Here is a 15031-nt window from a genome sequence, read left to right as displayed (position 1 = left end):
TAAAGCACTTGAGCTTCAATGGGGTTAACGATAAGGTTAGCCCCATTATTTTTTTATGCTATTAGGCCGATGAACTTCAACCAATTAATTGCCAACAAACAGCGCCGCTGGCGATGGGTGATTGGTAGTTTTACTTGCCTGTTATTCATATTAAGTGCGACTTATTTAATGGTCGGTGAGCGTTTTATCGGGCTGGGTTCAGATTGGACGATTCTTGAACAACAATTGATCTTAGAGTTACGCCTACCTCGATTACTGGCGGCTATCGTTATCGGTAGCGCACTGGCCTTGTCGGGAGCTACGTTACAGGTACTATTGGGTAACGTATTAGCCGAACCGGGAATCTTGGGGATTTCTGGTGGTGCCAGTGTGGCGATGGTGATTGTCTTATTCTTTTTTCCTACCTTTGCTACGCCATCGCTGTTTATGTTAGCTGCCGTGATGGGCGCGTTAGTTTTTACCTTTCTTTTGGTATCGATTGCCAAGCTGACGAGTTTAACCACTACGCGTCTTTTGCTAGTTGGGGTTGCTTTAGGCATCCTGTCCGGCTCGATAGTGACATGGGCTTTTTATTTTAGTGATAACTTGAGTCTAAGGCAGCTGATGTATTGGCTGATGGGCAGTTTAAGTGGTGTCAGTTGGTATCAACATGCTCTGTCTCTTTTGGCGTTACCCGTTATTATCTGGTTACTGTTTCAAGGACGATCTCTTGATCAATTGATGCTAGGTGAAACTCATGCCAAACAGCTCGGATTAGACGTAATAGCAATACGTTGGAAATTGATTGTTGCTATCTCATTATTAGTTGGTGTGAGTGTTGCTTTAGCTGGCATCATTGGCTTCATTGGTTTGGTTATTCCACATTTGTTGCGTCTTATATTGGGGAGTGAGCATCGTATGTTGTTGCCTGCTTGCGCTGTGTGTGGTGCTCTGCTGCTGGTGGCGGCTGATATGTTGGCAAGGCTTGCTCTTACGTCCGCCGAATTGCCTGTTGGTGTGGTGACGACAACCATTGGAGCCCCAATCTTTATTTGGATGCTGGTGAGAAGTCATGATAAACGTTAGTCATTTACACGTTGGGCAACGTTTACTGCCGCTCTCTTTTCAATCGGTAGCCGGAGAAGTGCTGCATGTGATTGGTCCTAATGGGAGTGGTAAAAGTACTTTATTAGCAGCGATAGCAGGTATGATCACTAGCCAAGGTTCGGTGCAGTTAGACGATGTTGATTTATTGTCACTCTCATTACCCGCACAAGCTCAGGTTCGTGCCTACTTATCGCAAAGTGATAAACCTGCTTTTTATCTTGATGTGTTTCAATATTTAGAGTTATCCCTTCCCCAAGGGGTCAGTTATCAGGAACCTCGAGTCAGCGAAGTACTGCAAGAATTGGTCACACTGCTGGGTTTACAAAATAAGCTCTATCGTTCTATCCACCATTTATCGGGTGGAGAGTGGCAGAGAGTACGTTTAGCGGGTAGCTGCCTACAAATTTGGCCGACATTAAATCCATTTGGCCGATTACTGATCCTCGATGAACCTGCGGCTCCGTTAGATATTGCGCAAGAGCGACTGCTGTATGACCTCATCCAGCGTATTGCCAGCGATGGGATCACGGTCATCATGGCTAATCACGATTTGAACCGTTCGCTACGTTATGCCGATAAAGTATTACTGTTAGATAATGGGGTGATGCATTCATTAGGTGAACCTCGACAAGTGTTAACCGCCGAGCGTATCCAACACGTTTTTCATACCGCCGTTCAACAAGTGGAGATTGCCGGGCAGCCTTATTTAGTCTTTGATTGATGGTGGTGCATCAAGCACCATCGTGGTTCAATAATGATTCGCCTTTGGCAATGGCGTTTTATAAAAATCCTTTATAAACAATAAGATGGTTGATTGTAAAAACTTGGCATGCCAATCGCATTAAACGTATTGATACATTCTCGTTCTTGTTAGACTTTGATAGTCTTTAGCCACCTTGCCCTTAAGGTGGCTTTTTTTATTCTTTTCCCTGCCTATTCTTGCTTATTCTCATCGATGGGGAGTCATTGATGAGAATAAATGATGTTGCAGTTCACATTTTGATACAAATTGTGAACTAAGTGTGAACAATCAAAATTGATCGCTTTTTGAATCACGTTCATAATCTGTTTCCCATTCAAGTATGGTTTGATTATGACAACATCAGAAAGAAAGCTTCGTGAGCGACAAGAAAGAGAACAACTGTTCTTAATAACCGCTTGCGACATGATTGAGCAAGATGGATTCTTGAATTTACATATGGCGAAATTGGCCAAGCAGTGTCAATACGCGACGGGGACGCTCTATCAACATTTTGCAAGCCGAGAGGATTTATTGGCCGCTATTGTCGGCTTAAAGGCAGCGGATAGAACCGAACGTTTTGAATGTATTGCTCAATTGGAGGTCAGCGGGCGCGATAAAATGTTGGCTTTAGCGATTGCCGATCGTTTATTTCAGCAGCGTTATCCGCAACATGCCAAATTAGAACAATACGTTTTTACGGAAGCAGTATGGGAAAATGTCTCTGTCGCTCATAAGCAGAAAATTTTCCAATCCTGTAAACCAATTGGCGAGATCGTCAGTAGAATAACCCAAGATGCGCTTGATTGCGGTGAGCTGCCTGATTATGGCTATCACGCAATGGATCTCTCTTTAGCGCCTTGGGCGCAGTGTCAAGGCCACCATGCTTTGGTTAATGCCGATGGCTTACTAGAGGCATTAGCGGTATCACCTAATTCGATGCAACTTTATCGTAACATCACGATGCTACTTAATGGGATGGAGTGGCAGCCCTTATTATCACTGGAGGATAACGTTATTTTACAAAAAGTAACGGCATTGAAAATCGAACTAGAAAAGTATCCTGCTTTTCACTAACCCTTTTTATTTTTAGGATCAACCAGCAAGGAGTTTTCATGTTAAAACGCATGATCCTGATGTTAATCGTCAGTACGCTGATTTTTGGTGGCATTTTTGCCTACAAAGCGGTCGGCAACCATTTTATGAATCAATTTTTCGATAACATGCCGATTCCACCGGTAACCGTGACGGCTAGCGAAGTCACCACCGATGAATGGCAGCCCTTTGTCAGTGCAATTGGTAGTTTTGTCGCCGTTAATAGCACCGATTTAACCACTGAAGCGAGTGGTATCATCAACGGTATCCATTTTGCTAACGGTAGTAATATCAAAAAAGGGACGCTACTTGTCACTTTGGATGATTCGGTCGATAGAGCGGAGCTAAAAAGATTACAAGCGGTGGAAGAGTTAGCCAATATCGAGTTGACGCGTTATCAGCGTCTGTTCCGCGAGAAAAATGTCTCTGAGTCAGAGCTGCGTCGCAGTGAGAGTGAAGCCAAGCAAGCGTCTGCCGCAGTAGAAAGCCAACGAGCTCGGATCGCGCAAAAGACCATTCTTGCCCCTTTTGATGGTATTGCTGGATTGCGCCAAGTCAGCTTGGGTCAGCTACTGTCTCCGGGTAGTGTCGTTGTCTCATTACAATCATTTGCCCCAATTTATCTCAACTTCACTTTACCCGAGCAGCAGTTGGCTAATATTCGTCTAGGAGAAAGCGTGCAAGTCAACGTTGATTCCGTTGCTGGCCGAGTTTTCACCGGGAAAATTACTGCTATAGCGCCTTCAGTTCGCGAAGCAAGTCGAAGTATTGAAGTACAAGCCACTCTGGATAACCAAGATCTCGCATTGCGTCCGGGTATGTTTGCTCGCGTGCAATTGGATACGGGGAAACCACGTTCAGTTAGCTTAATTCCGCAAACCGCGATTCAGTTTAACCCTTATGGTAACTCAGTATTTGTGATTGAAGAGCAAGATGACAAGTTAGTGGTACAACAACGGTTTGTGCAAACGGGTGAGCGTCGTGGCGATCTGATTGCGGTGGAACAAGGCTTAGAGGTTGGCGATCGGATTGTAACCTCCGGCTTACTCAAGTTACGTAATGGGTCACAAATCATAATTAGTGACAATCCGCGTGTTCAACCGAGTGCGGAAGTGAACCCATCACCCGCGAATCAGTAGGAGTATTCATGCGTTTTACTGATGTTTTTATTAAAAAACCGATCTTAGCGTCGGTGGTGAGCTTATTCATTATCTTACTTGGTTTACGAGCCATTATGGATATGAATGTTCGCCAATTCCCTGAGATCCAAAATGCGGTGATCAGTGTCAGTACCACTTATGTCGGAGCTGATGCGGATCTTATCCAAGGTTTTATCACCACACCATTAGAGCGGGAAATTGCCGCAGCAGAAGGGATTGATTATTTAGTCTCTACGTCGGTCGCGGGTAATAGTACCATCGAAGCGTATTTACGCCTCGATTACGATCCTAACCAAGCGTTGACGCAAATTGCTGCTCAGGTGAATAAGGTTCGCTCAGAGTTACCGGAAAACGCTCGTGAACCGGTGGTGACCTTAAAAGTCGGCGAAAGTGTCGCGGCGATGTATTTGGCGTTCTACTCAGAAGTATTGGGTGATAACCAAATCACCGATTACTTAGTTCGAGTTGTAGAACCTCAGCTATCGACCATTCCTGGCGTGCAACGAGCGGAAATTCTTGGTGCACGTACGTTTGCTATGCGAGTCTGGCTAGATTCAGTCAAAATGGCCGCGTATGGTTTAACGGGGAGCGATGTCGCGACGGCGTTACGCAGTAACAACGTATTAGCGGCGTTAGGTCGTACTAAAGGGCAGATGGTCGCGATTGACTTAACGGCGGCGACTGATTTACGCGATGTTGAAGAATTTAAACAACTGGTGGTCAGCAGTGACGGTCAAAGCGTTGTTCGTTTAGCCGATGTTGCAGAGGTTGAATTAGGCGCTGAGAACTACGAGAGTTCGGTGAGCTTTAATGGCTTAGCTGCAACCTTTATTGGTATCGAAGTCTCTCCGGATGCGAATGCGTTGGATGTGATCGCAGATGTTCGTCAAGTGTGGGATCAAGATATTATTCCTCAGCTGCCTCAAGGACTTTCTGCGTACATCGCTTATGACTCGACGGAATATATCGAAAATGCCATTGATGAAGTAGTGATGTCGATTATTTTGGCGTTGGCAATCGTTGTTTTCGTTATTTATGCGTTTTTAGGCTCATTTCGCTCGGTTATCATCCCTGCGGTGGCGATACCTGTATCGTTGATTGGTACTTTTTTCTTGATGTGGTTGTTGGGTTTCTCTATCAACTTACTGACGCTACTGGCGATGGTACTGGCGATTGGGGTTGTGGTCGATGATGCGATCATCATGCTCGAAAACATTCACCGTCATATTGAAGAAGGTAAAAGTCGTATTGATGCGGCGATCCAAGGGGCGCGTGAGCTTGCATGGCCAATCATTACCATGTCAACGACCTTGGTTGCGGTTTTTCTACCGATCGGTTTTGTTGGTGGTTTGACGGGCGTATTATTCGTTGAATTTGCGTTTACTCTTGCAGCATCGGTTATTCTATCGGGTATTGTTGCGTTAACGTTATCGCCAGTAATGTGTGCTTATATTCTTAAGCCACACAGCAGCGATAACAAAAAAGAGAAATCGCTTGAGCAGTGGTTAGATAAGCAGTTTGACCGATTACATCATTCGTACCAACGCACGCTGCACAGCTTACTGGATAGTAAGAGTGTCGTGTTAACCTTTGGTGCGATTGTACTGGTTTCTTGTTACTTCTTGTTTATCACCAGCCCTTCAGAGTTAGAGCCACCAGAAGACCAAGGTTTCGTGTTCTCTATTTTGGAAAGCGATAGCTATCATACGCTGGATGCACTGACACAAAGTACTCGAGAACTGGATAGATTGGTTGATGATGTGGAAGAAATTGAGAACGTCTTCATCATTAATGGGTTGGGTGGAACCAACACGGCCATTGCTGGGATCGTGTTAGCGCCTTGGGAGCGTCGTGATAGGCTCACTCATGATGTGCTGGCTAAAGACATTCAGCCTTTTCTTGCTCAGCAACCCGCGCTCAATAGTTTTGCTTTAGTGCCACCGTCACTGCCCTCTCCTGGTGGTGGTACACCGGTTGAATTTATCATCGGCTCAACTCAACCTTTTGAAGCACTGCAAGAGGTGGTACAAGAGATCTTAGGCCGAGCAATGGCGAGCGGACGCTTTATCTTTGTTGACAGCGATTTGAAAATTAATCGTCCTCGACAAACCGTCGAAGTGGATCGTGAAAAAGCGGCGCTGATGGGCGTGTCGATGCAGCAAATTGCCGCTGACTTAGGCAGTCTGCTGTCTGGCGCTGATACTGGACGCTTCTCACTGGATAACCGCTCTTATCGCGTGATTCCACAGGTTGAGCGCAGCGAACGTCTTAATCCAGAGCAGTTGACTAACTATTATACCCGCAACCAACAAGGGGAGTTAGTGCCACTGTCTGCCTTAGTGACGCTGAGTGAATCCGTTCAGCCACAAGCTCTACGTGGATTCCAACAGCTTAATGCGGTGAAAATTTCTGGTGTGCCACGTCCGGGTGTTCCGCTCGGTGAAGCGTTAGCCGTACTTGATAATATTGCGGCAGAAGTGATGCCTGCTGGGTTTAGCGTCGATTATTCCGGACAATCTCGTCAATATAAGAGTGAGGGGCAGCAACTGGTTGTGACGTTCTTCTTTGCATTGATTGTGATTTTCTTGATCCTTGCCGCTCAGTTTGAGTCATTTAAGAACGCGATCATTATCATGGTTACCGTACCGATGAGTGTGTGTGGCGCATTGATTTTTACCAGCCTCGGTTTCACCAGCATCAACATCTATACCCAAGTGGGTTTGTTGACGCTGGTCGGATTGATCGCTAAACACGGTATCTTGATTGTGGAATTTGCCAATCAATTACAAATGGATGGTAAGAGTAAGCGCGATGCGATTGAAGAAGCCACCGCGATTCGTCTACGACCTATTTTGATGACGACCGCGGCAACCGTATTGGCAATGATCCCACTATTAATTGCGACCGGTGCTGGTGCTGGCTCTCGTTACGCGATGGGCTTAGTGATTGCTAGTGGCATGTCGATTGGTACGCTGTTTACCTTGTTTGTTGTTCCGGCCATGTATTTACTGTTGGCTAAAGATTTATACCAAGGTCAAGTTGAGTCAGAGGCCTCAGCATAAGGCGATGGTGATTAATTCAGTCTAATAAAATGGCCGTCTCGTTAAAGAGACGGCCATTTTTATATTGGATAGCCTTAGACAACACAATGATCGAATCAGTTTACGATTGGGTTAGCGCTGCTAAGTTCGCGGGACGATAATACACCGATTTTAGCACCTTACCTTGACGAATGGTTTTGCCTTCCATCACGACATCCTTAGCACATTTAGCAATGATGTAATCGCCTTTTTGTACTGCCGTCAGCGGGATATTTTGTTTGGCGTAAAACGCTTCAGTATCGATAAACTCTTGCTCGTTACGACAGACTTTGCTCATGTTTGAGGCATGCACTTCATCCCAGCAGGGAAGAAAATCTATCCCACGATTAACGGCAACATTTAACAGCAAATCAATAAGATAACTGATTGTTAGGTTGTCGGTAATCTGAGTGTGCCCCAAATGCACCAGGCGTCCCATTAAGACATAGACGCTATCAACAATCGCATCGGCTTGCTCGGTTTTACAGTCAGCTTCTGCCAGCTCAGTCAGCTCTTCAATAATTAAAGACGTATGCAGGGTATCGGCTTGGCTATCTAAGCTCGATGGATCAGCGACAGGGAGATCAAACGTATGACGAAATTCGCTAATATCACGATAGAGGTGTTGGTAGATATCTTCAGTCAACTTAGATAAATGCATGGTTTAGTCCGTGGTTGAAATAGTTTAAAGAGTGTATAGATAGGCGTTAATGGCAGCCGTTTAATCACCCACTTGGTTAATACCGTGGTGATTGTTGCTTCTCGTAAACGAACGACAATATCGGTCGATAGGAGAGCGAATAGTATTGGTTTAGCGCTTAGCGTTGAGGCATAAAAAGAGACAAGACGCGATCAGCGCCTTGTCTATGATCACTGGGATTATAGGTATAGCTTAGCCAGTTCAGAAGATTCCATCTCTTTACCGTCTAGTGTGGCATTCCAGTTTGGCCCAATTAGCACGCCGTCTTCGGCTAAAGTGATTAACCAATCTTCGACAAAGATATCCAGAGGGATCTCAAGCACTTCAAAATCAGACCACTCTTCAACGTTATGCAGTTGAGCATCTTCTTTTGAAGACCAAAAAGGCATCACTTCACTGTCTTCAAACTCAGTCGATTCACAAGAAAGCCAGCCTTCTTCATTGCGTAGTCCCCATACCAATTTGTTTTCTTGGGACTCTTTGATGAAAAGATCCAGGTTCGCTTGAATATCTGCTGTTAATTTGCTCATTTTATTCTCTCACTAAGAATGATGCGACTAGAGTAGCATTTTCAAGGCATAAATCCCATTAAGATTTCGATAATATCCGGTCACTGGCGAAGAGTCATTCGTCGCTTTTCTCGCGCCTATTGATTAAATAAATAAGGGAAAAGCGCCTTGCGTTCAGCGGGAGAGAGCTGACTAACACGTTGAATATTTATCTCAGGAATCGCTTCTGGGTTCGGATAATGTTTCAGTACTCTTTCCATGCTCTGTTCACGGATTAAATGAAAGATAGGATAGGGTGAACGGTTGGTTAAGTTCTCATCATCTTCTGGGCAGGTTCCAGCAAAACAATAATGAGGATGAAAGGTCGCGACTTGGAAAATGCCTTCCCAGTCTTGCTGACGAATCAAGGCTTCAACCCAATCGATAAAAAAGTTGTAGTCCATAAAGTCATCTAACATATTAGGGACCACTACTAAGGTTGTCTCTAGCTCTTGTGCTTCTTTCGTATCCAGTTCGAGTAATTGATCAAGAATATCTTGTAGCAGCGCTTCTTCACGGCTCGCTTGACTAACGAAAATTTTAATCTGCTGATTGCGTTGAGGTTTTGCAGCAAATGGACATAAGTTTAAACCAATCACGACGTCATTGAGCCATTGATTGACATGTTCGGTAATCGTTGAGGGACTAAGTGTTGACATAATGGTTGAGCACATTGATTAATATCCCTTTACCACTTGAAGTCGCAGTAATGTTGGCGAGCTTCGTCAATTCCCATCAGCATCGCTGATTGATGCTGACTGGAATTGATTCACTGATCGCCTACCTATTGTTCCAAGTCGTTTGGGTATAGTGATGAATAAGCGTCTTAGCAGCGTAATACTACTCAGACATAGAGTAATATCAGATTGTATCGGTTACTTACTGTTGATCGCCACTTTTTCTTGCTTTGGGTATAGCTGCCAGCAAAGTAAGAACAAAATCAAATAACACACCGTGCCACCAAGAGTAACCATTACCCAGCCTCCCTGTTGCCAGCAATAGAGCAGGTAAAATCCGCCCAGACTACCCCCTACGTAGTAATGTACTAGGTACAGTGCGGTCGCGGTTGCTTTGGCTTGAACCGCTTTTTGACTGACCCAAGCATAAGCTAAGGTATGAGTGAAAAAAGCGCCGAAGCTTATCAAAAGTAAACCAAACACCATAAACCATAATGATTCGACGGCGGCTAGCCACATTCCGGCCATACTGACCATGGCACCAAGAATCATCCCGGCGACAGGATGATAATGCGATGTCCAGCGGTTTGTGAGTCGAGAGCTGATGGTGCCCGCGAGATAACAAAGAAAGATTAATGAGGCAATGCCAACGGGTAGCGCATACGGATCTGCGACTAAGCGAAAACCCATTACCGAATAGAGATTAACGAACAAAGCAAAGTTGGTGCCACCGATGAGCATGGCTAACCATAAGTTACGTTGTCTTAGATGAGATATGAGTGCTTGATTATGTTGTAAAAAACGCCTACGTTGTGGCGTAAAATGGTGTTGTACGGGCAAAGAAAAATAAACAATCAATGCGCCAAATAAAGTAAAGATAGCCATAGCAACGACGGCCGTTTGCCAGCCAAAAGCATCCGTTAACAACCCGCCAGCAATACGACCACTGATCCCCCCAAGTGAATTGGCGGCGATATATCCACCAATCGCTTTGTTAAACGCTTGTGGCGATAATTCTTCGACCATATAAGCCACCGCAACAGACGCAAAAGCGGCTAGGGCAATCCCCATCAAAGCTCGACTGATGATCAGTACCCATAATTGATCGCTCAATAGAGTGAGTAATCCAAACCATGGCATGGCAAACAGCCCGAGCAGCATCACCCCGCGACGGCCAAAAACTTCAGAACTGATCGCCCAAGGCACTAGGCTTACCGATAATGCTAACGTTGAGGCAGCAAACAGCCAGTTAATTTGTGTTTCTGACACCGCAAAGTGTTGAGCCAGATAAGGCAGCATTGGTTGGAAAAGATACAAGTTACAGAAGATCAAAAAAGATCCAAGTGCAAGAGCAAACGTAACTCGGCGATAGGCTGGGCTGTGTTGTTCAATCATACGTTTTATTGACCAGGTGAAGTCGTTAGGGAAGCTTAATGTGATCAAACTAGCAGCGTTATCCGGATTAATAAAATATATTATAAATATCGAAGCAATAACTTTAATTAATAGCTAATGGATAGTCGTCAATTACGATATTTTCTTGCGGTGGCAGAGCATGAGAACTTCACTCATGCCGCACAGCAACTGCACATCGCTCAGCCAGCATTAAGTATTGCTATTAAAAAATTTGAGCAGCAGCTGGGTGTAAACCTATTTAAGCGTGGTGATCGTAAAGTAAGTTTAACGCATGAAGGTTCGGTATTAATCGACCATGCTCGACGAATTTTGCAGCAAATCGACAATGCTCAATTAGCCATGGATGAACTCAAAGGACTGGTAAAAGGGGAAGTGCGCTTAGGTGCACCAAGTATGATGGGTAGTTATTTTTTTCCACCGATCGTAATGGCGTTTAAAACCCAGTTTCCGAATTTAAAAATGACGGTCATTGATGCGGGAACCCAATCGATACGCAAAATGTTATTAGCAGGAGAGCTCGATGTCGGCGTGATTTTAAATCAAGATGTGCCTGCTGATTTAGAAACTGACCCGTTACTCTCTTCCCCGATGGTGGCCGTTGTAGGCCAGCATCATCCACTGGCTGCTCAAACACAGATCGATTTTAAGCAATTTTTTGAGCATCAACTGGTGATGTTTAAAACGGGTTATTTTCACCGTGAGTTCATTGATAAGGTTTGTAAAACACATCAACATGAGGCAAAAATTGCTTTTGAGACTAATCTGTTACCGATGATCCTCAGCATTGTTAAACAAGAACACGCGATTACTGCTTTATTGAAGCTGGTCGCAGATAATGAACCGGAAGTGAGAGCAATACCGTTCACACCTCCCGTCTCCATTGATCTCGCGTTAGCGTGGCGTAAAGAAGGCTATTTATCTAATGCCGATAGAACGTTTATCGAATTTGTAAAGCAATACGTTTAATCCGCCGCGCTTAGCTTTTTTGGGTATAGAGTCGTTCAAAATTACTGACGTTCCAGCCAATCAAGAGCTGATCGCCAATTTTGAGGACAGGGAGACTTCTTGCTCCTAGCGCATCTAACTCTTTGCGACCGCGCGCCATTTTGGCATTACACAAACGGTACTGAATACCTTTCGCATCCAAATAACGCTGGGCATCTTTACAGTGAGGGCAATTGTCTTTGACATAAAGGACAACACGTTTCATTTTTAGGCTCACTTTGACCAAAAGGGCGAATTCTAACGCTGGCTGAGCCGATACACAAGCCGCCTTGTAGTGGCAATAGGCATTACTTCTTGGGCCATTTAAGTTACACTGCCACGTCAAAAATTGATGCGACAGAGTGAATTTATGCATCCTGTATTGAAGTATATTCAAGGTTATCCCACCTCGCTAATAGAACAAATTCAACAATTAATCACTCAAGATAAGTTGATCTCTTGGTTTGAGCAGCGTTACCCAGAGCGGCATGCTATCCAGAGTGAAAAAGCGCTGTTTAACTACACGATGGCGATTAAAAATCAGTATATGAAGAAGACGTCACCGCTGAGTAAAGTGGTGTACGATGGCAAAATTCATCTTATTAATAATGCGCTCGGTCTACACAGTTATGTTTCTCGGGTGCACGGCAACAAGATAAAAGCCAAAAATGAGATTCGTATTGCTAGTGCATTCAAACAAGCACCAGAGCCTTTATTACGTATGCTCGTTGTGCATGAGTTGGCCCATTTACGTGAAAAAGACCACAATAAAGCTTTTTACCAACTGTGTTGTCATATGGAGCCTAATTATCATCAGTTAGAGTTTGATGCTCGACTATACATGATGGTACTAGAATTGAGAGCTCAACAAGGTTAAGTCGTTCTGAAAGCGAAAATTTTAGATAAATTACGTGTATAATGACATCAGAGTCAAGAATATGGCTTATCTGCCGATAAATCAGTAAGAGGTATAAATAGCGCCTAAATCTAAGGAGGCCACAAATGGACATCGACTTCTATCTGCCATGTCAACCTGAGTGGCTTTGCGTGCCCTTTATGACCGTCTTTGGGTTACTACTCTTAGCTGGGCTGATTAAGTTTATTCGTATTGCTTATCGTGAATATAAGAAAATTGAACGTGCCAAAGCCGTTAAAAAGCAGCGCCGTGTCAATTATCGCGAGCGTAAAGGCGGCAAAGATGGCCGCCCTACCAACATCAAAAAATAGTTAGACCAGCTCTGCTAATAATGCCTGATATTTGTTTTCTAACGCAGGATTGCCGCTGCGTTTTTCTAGTTCAATCAATAGCTCTAAGGATGTCTTTTGATATCCATATTGTTGATGGAACTTCATTAAACGCAGCCGTGCTGGAATAAATTGGTCATTATCAATCTCCAACTTAGCCAGTTGTAGGATTGAGCGAGCACGATTAGGGTCATGATCTAACGAACGTTCGAAATAATAGTGCGCTTTTTGTTTATCGCCCGATTTTAAAGCGCAAAATCCTGCATTCTCATAGCTGGCGGGGATCAGATAATAGTAAGGCTGCTCAACGGCACGCATAAAATATTGATCGGCTCGGCTATATTCCCCTTGTTTACACAAAAAGGCACCGTAGTTATTAAGCACATTACCATTTCTGGGGTGCTCCCTTAATGCGGTTTGATAAAGCTGCTGCGCCGTTTCATTCTCTCCCACTATTTCAAAGTAGTGCGCCATGGAGAGCTGAGCGCGGTAATAGTGCGGTGCATGTTGGAGTGCTTTTTGTAGGCTTTGCCGAGCTTTTACTCGGTTACCTTGTTCGAGATAACCTAACCCTAACGCAATTCTTGATTCTGCCATTTCAATTGGAGTACTTCGTAATTCTGCTTGTCCCTGTTCCGTCATAGTAACGCAGCCACTTAGCCACAAGGCACTGATCCCTAATCCTAATACGGCTCCCAATTTCATGCCATTTCTCCATTCAGCGACGTTGTGATGTTTGTTTTACTCGAATGTTCAGTAGTGTCATCGCACTGATTCTCTGGCATCACATTATCGATAGAACTCATCAGAGTGATTAAAGGATCTTGGCGAAGCCCAAATACAGCCGTAAATTCAAGTTGTTGTGGCGTCTATAATAGAATGATTGGGGGTTTGAAAAATGGCTAACCGACAAGGATGCGAGTCAGTTAGCAAACTCAGTTAGCCTAAGGTAAGAGGGGAAGTAGTGTTAATCGTCTTTAGTGAATTTATCTTCACTAAAGTGCTCAAGATCATAGGGCGTTTGTTGATAAACACAGTAATTAAGCCAGTTGGCAAATAATAAGTGTCCATGGCTTCGCCAGCTCGCCCGTGGTGGCTGATCTGGATTATTGTCAGGATAATAATTGAGTGGAATTTGCGGTTGCAAACCCTCGGCAAGATCTCGCACATATTCTTGATGTAGGGTATCAGCATCATACTCAGGGTGGCCAGTCACAAATACATTTCGTTTATCTTTCGTTGCCGCTAAATAAACGCCTGCAATGCTTGATGTTGCAAGCAGATCGAGATCGGTATGTTGCTCTAGATAATCAGCGGCGAAATCAGCATACCGAGAGTGTGGAGCGAGGAAGGTATCATCGAATCCTCTTAGTAAAGGATGAAAAGGCTGATGAATCTCATGCTGATAAACCCCAGAGAGTTTTTCTTCTCGAGTGCGTTTGGGGAGGTTATACAACAGCTTTAACCCAGCTTGCGCAGCCCAACAAATGTATAACGTTGAAGTGACATGATGTTTGGCCCAATTCATGACGCGCTGTAGATGATCCCAGTAAGCGACATTTTCAAATTGAACCAATCCAAGCGGCGCGCCAGTAATGATAAGGCCATCGAAATTGCGTTGACTGACTTTATCAAATTGACGATAGAAAGCATTGAGATGGGCTTCCGGTGTATTTTTACTCGGACGATCATCGATGCGTAATAATTCAATATCAACTTGCAAAGGGGAATTAGACAGCAGTCGTAAGAACTGTGTCTCGGTTTCAATTTTTTTGGGCATTAAGTTTAAAATTAATACCTTAAGAGGTCGAATACCTTGTGTCGATGCACGAGATTCAGACATAACAAAGATGTTTTCTTGGCGTAGCACATCGGTTGCAGGTAGTTGATCGGGGATCTTAATTGGCACGGCTTGCTCCCTAAGCTAATGGACGTCTATACTTCTAGACTTATAACCTATGCAACTTTAAAAGTCGATAGCTAAGTGATATCTATCATGGTTATTTATTTAACTTCGATAAGGAATAAGATAGAGGAAGGATCTCGTATTAATAGCGATAACAGATGCATGTATACCCAAACAACTTGGAGTTGCAGGTCGGCGGCAAGTGGAGTGAGTCCCCATGAGCATAGATAGATTCTATGATTGGGGTGAACAAACGTAGCCAACACTCCTGCAGCTTCAAGTAGGAAGGGTATAGCAGGGGGGCGATGGCGATAATACAAGGGCTGGTGGGCTGCTCAAGCCACCGAAGTCATTCTTTGGTTCTTATGATTTCATGCCAACCCAGGATAAGAAAG

Annotated in this window: 15 protein-coding genes; 8 read left to right on the top strand and 7 right to left on the bottom strand. The window is 44.3% G+C overall.

Going from position 1 to position 15031, the window contains the following annotated elements:
- The first annotated feature begins 69 nt into the window (after window positions 1-69).
- The 5 genes from btuC (at window position 70) to FKQ60_RS01460 (ending at window position 7142) form a co-directional block, all read left to right on the top strand.
- A complete protein-coding gene (gene btuC / locus FKQ60_RS01480; protein ID WP_170905899.1) occupies window positions 70-1065 on the top strand; it encodes a vitamin B12 ABC transporter permease BtuC in 996 nt (331 codons plus the stop codon).
- Window positions 1052-1807 carry a vitamin B12 ABC transporter ATP-binding protein BtuD gene (gene btuD, locus FKQ60_RS01475; protein WP_154167982.1) on the top strand — a complete coding sequence of 252 codons (756 nt, stop codon included), beginning with the start codon at window positions 1052-1054 and terminating at the stop codon, window positions 1805-1807. Before btuC ends, btuD begins: the two co-directional genes overlap by 14 nt.
- Before the next feature lie 372 nt (window positions 1808-2179).
- On the top strand, window positions 2180-2902 hold the full coding sequence (locus FKQ60_RS01470; RefSeq protein WP_154167984.1) for a TetR/AcrR family transcriptional regulator: 723 nt from the start codon (window positions 2180-2182) through the stop codon (window positions 2900-2902).
- A 38-nt stretch (window positions 2903-2940) separates the two neighbouring features.
- Window positions 2941-4059, top strand: coding sequence for an efflux RND transporter periplasmic adaptor subunit (locus tag FKQ60_RS01465; protein ID WP_154167986.1), 1119 nt, complete (start codon window positions 2941-2943; stop codon window positions 4057-4059).
- Between the two features lie 8 nt (window positions 4060-4067).
- Window positions 4068-7142, top strand: a complete 3075-nt coding sequence (locus FKQ60_RS01460) for an efflux RND transporter permease subunit (RefSeq protein ID WP_170905898.1) — start codon at window positions 4068-4070, stop codon at window positions 7140-7142.
- Window positions 7143-7242: 100 nt separating this feature from the next.
- Here the strand turns inward: FKQ60_RS01460 and FKQ60_RS01455 are convergent, their stop codons facing one another.
- The 4 genes from FKQ60_RS01455 to FKQ60_RS01440 form a co-directional block, all read right to left on the bottom strand.
- Window positions 7243-7821 (bottom strand): nucleoside triphosphate pyrophosphohydrolase family protein, encoded by a 579-nt coding sequence (locus tag FKQ60_RS01455; RefSeq protein WP_154167990.1) that lies wholly within the window; start codon window positions 7819-7821, stop codon window positions 7243-7245.
- Window positions 7822-8039: 218 nt separating this feature from the next.
- Entirely contained in the window at window positions 8040-8390 is a 351-nt protein-coding gene (locus FKQ60_RS01450; RefSeq protein WP_004395137.1) for a DUF2750 domain-containing protein, read from the bottom strand.
- A gap of 116 nt (window positions 8391-8506) precedes the next feature.
- Window positions 8507-9067, bottom strand: coding sequence for a DUF1415 family protein (locus FKQ60_RS01445; RefSeq protein WP_115342677.1), 561 nt, complete (start codon window positions 9065-9067; stop codon window positions 8507-8509).
- A gap of 216 nt (window positions 9068-9283) precedes the next feature.
- Window positions 9284-10480: an MFS transporter gene (locus FKQ60_RS01440; protein WP_170905897.1), complete on the bottom strand. Its 1197-nt coding sequence runs from the start codon at window positions 10478-10480 to the stop codon at window positions 9284-9286.
- A gap of 117 nt (window positions 10481-10597) precedes the next feature.
- Here FKQ60_RS01440 and FKQ60_RS01435 point away from each other — a divergent pair, with 117 nt between their 5' ends.
- Window positions 10598-11467, top strand: coding sequence for a LysR substrate-binding domain-containing protein (locus FKQ60_RS01435; RefSeq protein WP_154167992.1), 870 nt, complete (start codon window positions 10598-10600; stop codon window positions 11465-11467).
- A 10-nt stretch (window positions 11468-11477) separates the two neighbouring features.
- On the opposite strand, the gene FKQ60_RS01430 is transcribed toward FKQ60_RS01435, so the two are convergent.
- Window positions 11478-11711, bottom strand: coding sequence for a glutaredoxin family protein (locus FKQ60_RS01430; RefSeq protein WP_170905896.1), 234 nt, complete (start codon window positions 11709-11711; stop codon window positions 11478-11480).
- A 144-nt stretch (window positions 11712-11855) separates the two neighbouring features.
- Between FKQ60_RS01430 and FKQ60_RS01425 the strand changes: the two genes are divergently transcribed.
- On the top strand, window positions 11856-12362 hold the full coding sequence (locus tag FKQ60_RS01425) for a M48 family metallopeptidase (protein ID WP_040904263.1): 507 nt from the start codon (window positions 11856-11858) through the stop codon (window positions 12360-12362).
- A gap of 125 nt (window positions 12363-12487) precedes the next feature.
- A complete protein-coding gene (locus FKQ60_RS01420) occupies window positions 12488-12712 on the top strand; it encodes a hypothetical protein (RefSeq protein WP_158143816.1) in 225 nt (74 codons plus the stop codon).
- Here FKQ60_RS01420 and pilW read toward each other — a convergent pair whose 3' ends face one another.
- Together pilW and metA are read right to left on the bottom strand one after the other, a co-directional pair.
- Window positions 12713-13429, bottom strand: coding sequence for a type IV pilus biogenesis/stability protein PilW (pilW, locus tag FKQ60_RS01415; RefSeq protein WP_170905971.1), 717 nt, complete (start codon window positions 13427-13429; stop codon window positions 12713-12715). It lies immediately after the preceding gene.
- A gap of 268 nt (window positions 13430-13697) precedes the next feature.
- Window positions 13698-14639: a homoserine O-succinyltransferase gene (gene metA / locus FKQ60_RS01410; RefSeq protein WP_170905895.1), complete on the bottom strand. Its 942-nt coding sequence runs from the start codon at window positions 14637-14639 to the stop codon at window positions 13698-13700.
- Window positions 14640-15031 lie beyond the last annotated feature (392 nt).

Origin of the sequence: Vibrio sp. A11 (assembly GCF_013048705.1) — a bacterium.
GTDB lineage: Bacteria > Pseudomonadota > Gammaproteobacteria > Enterobacterales > Vibrionaceae > Vibrio > Vibrio metschnikovii.
The sequence above is the reverse complement of the archived record's forward strand: the minus strand, read 5'-3'. Positions and strand labels throughout refer to the sequence as shown.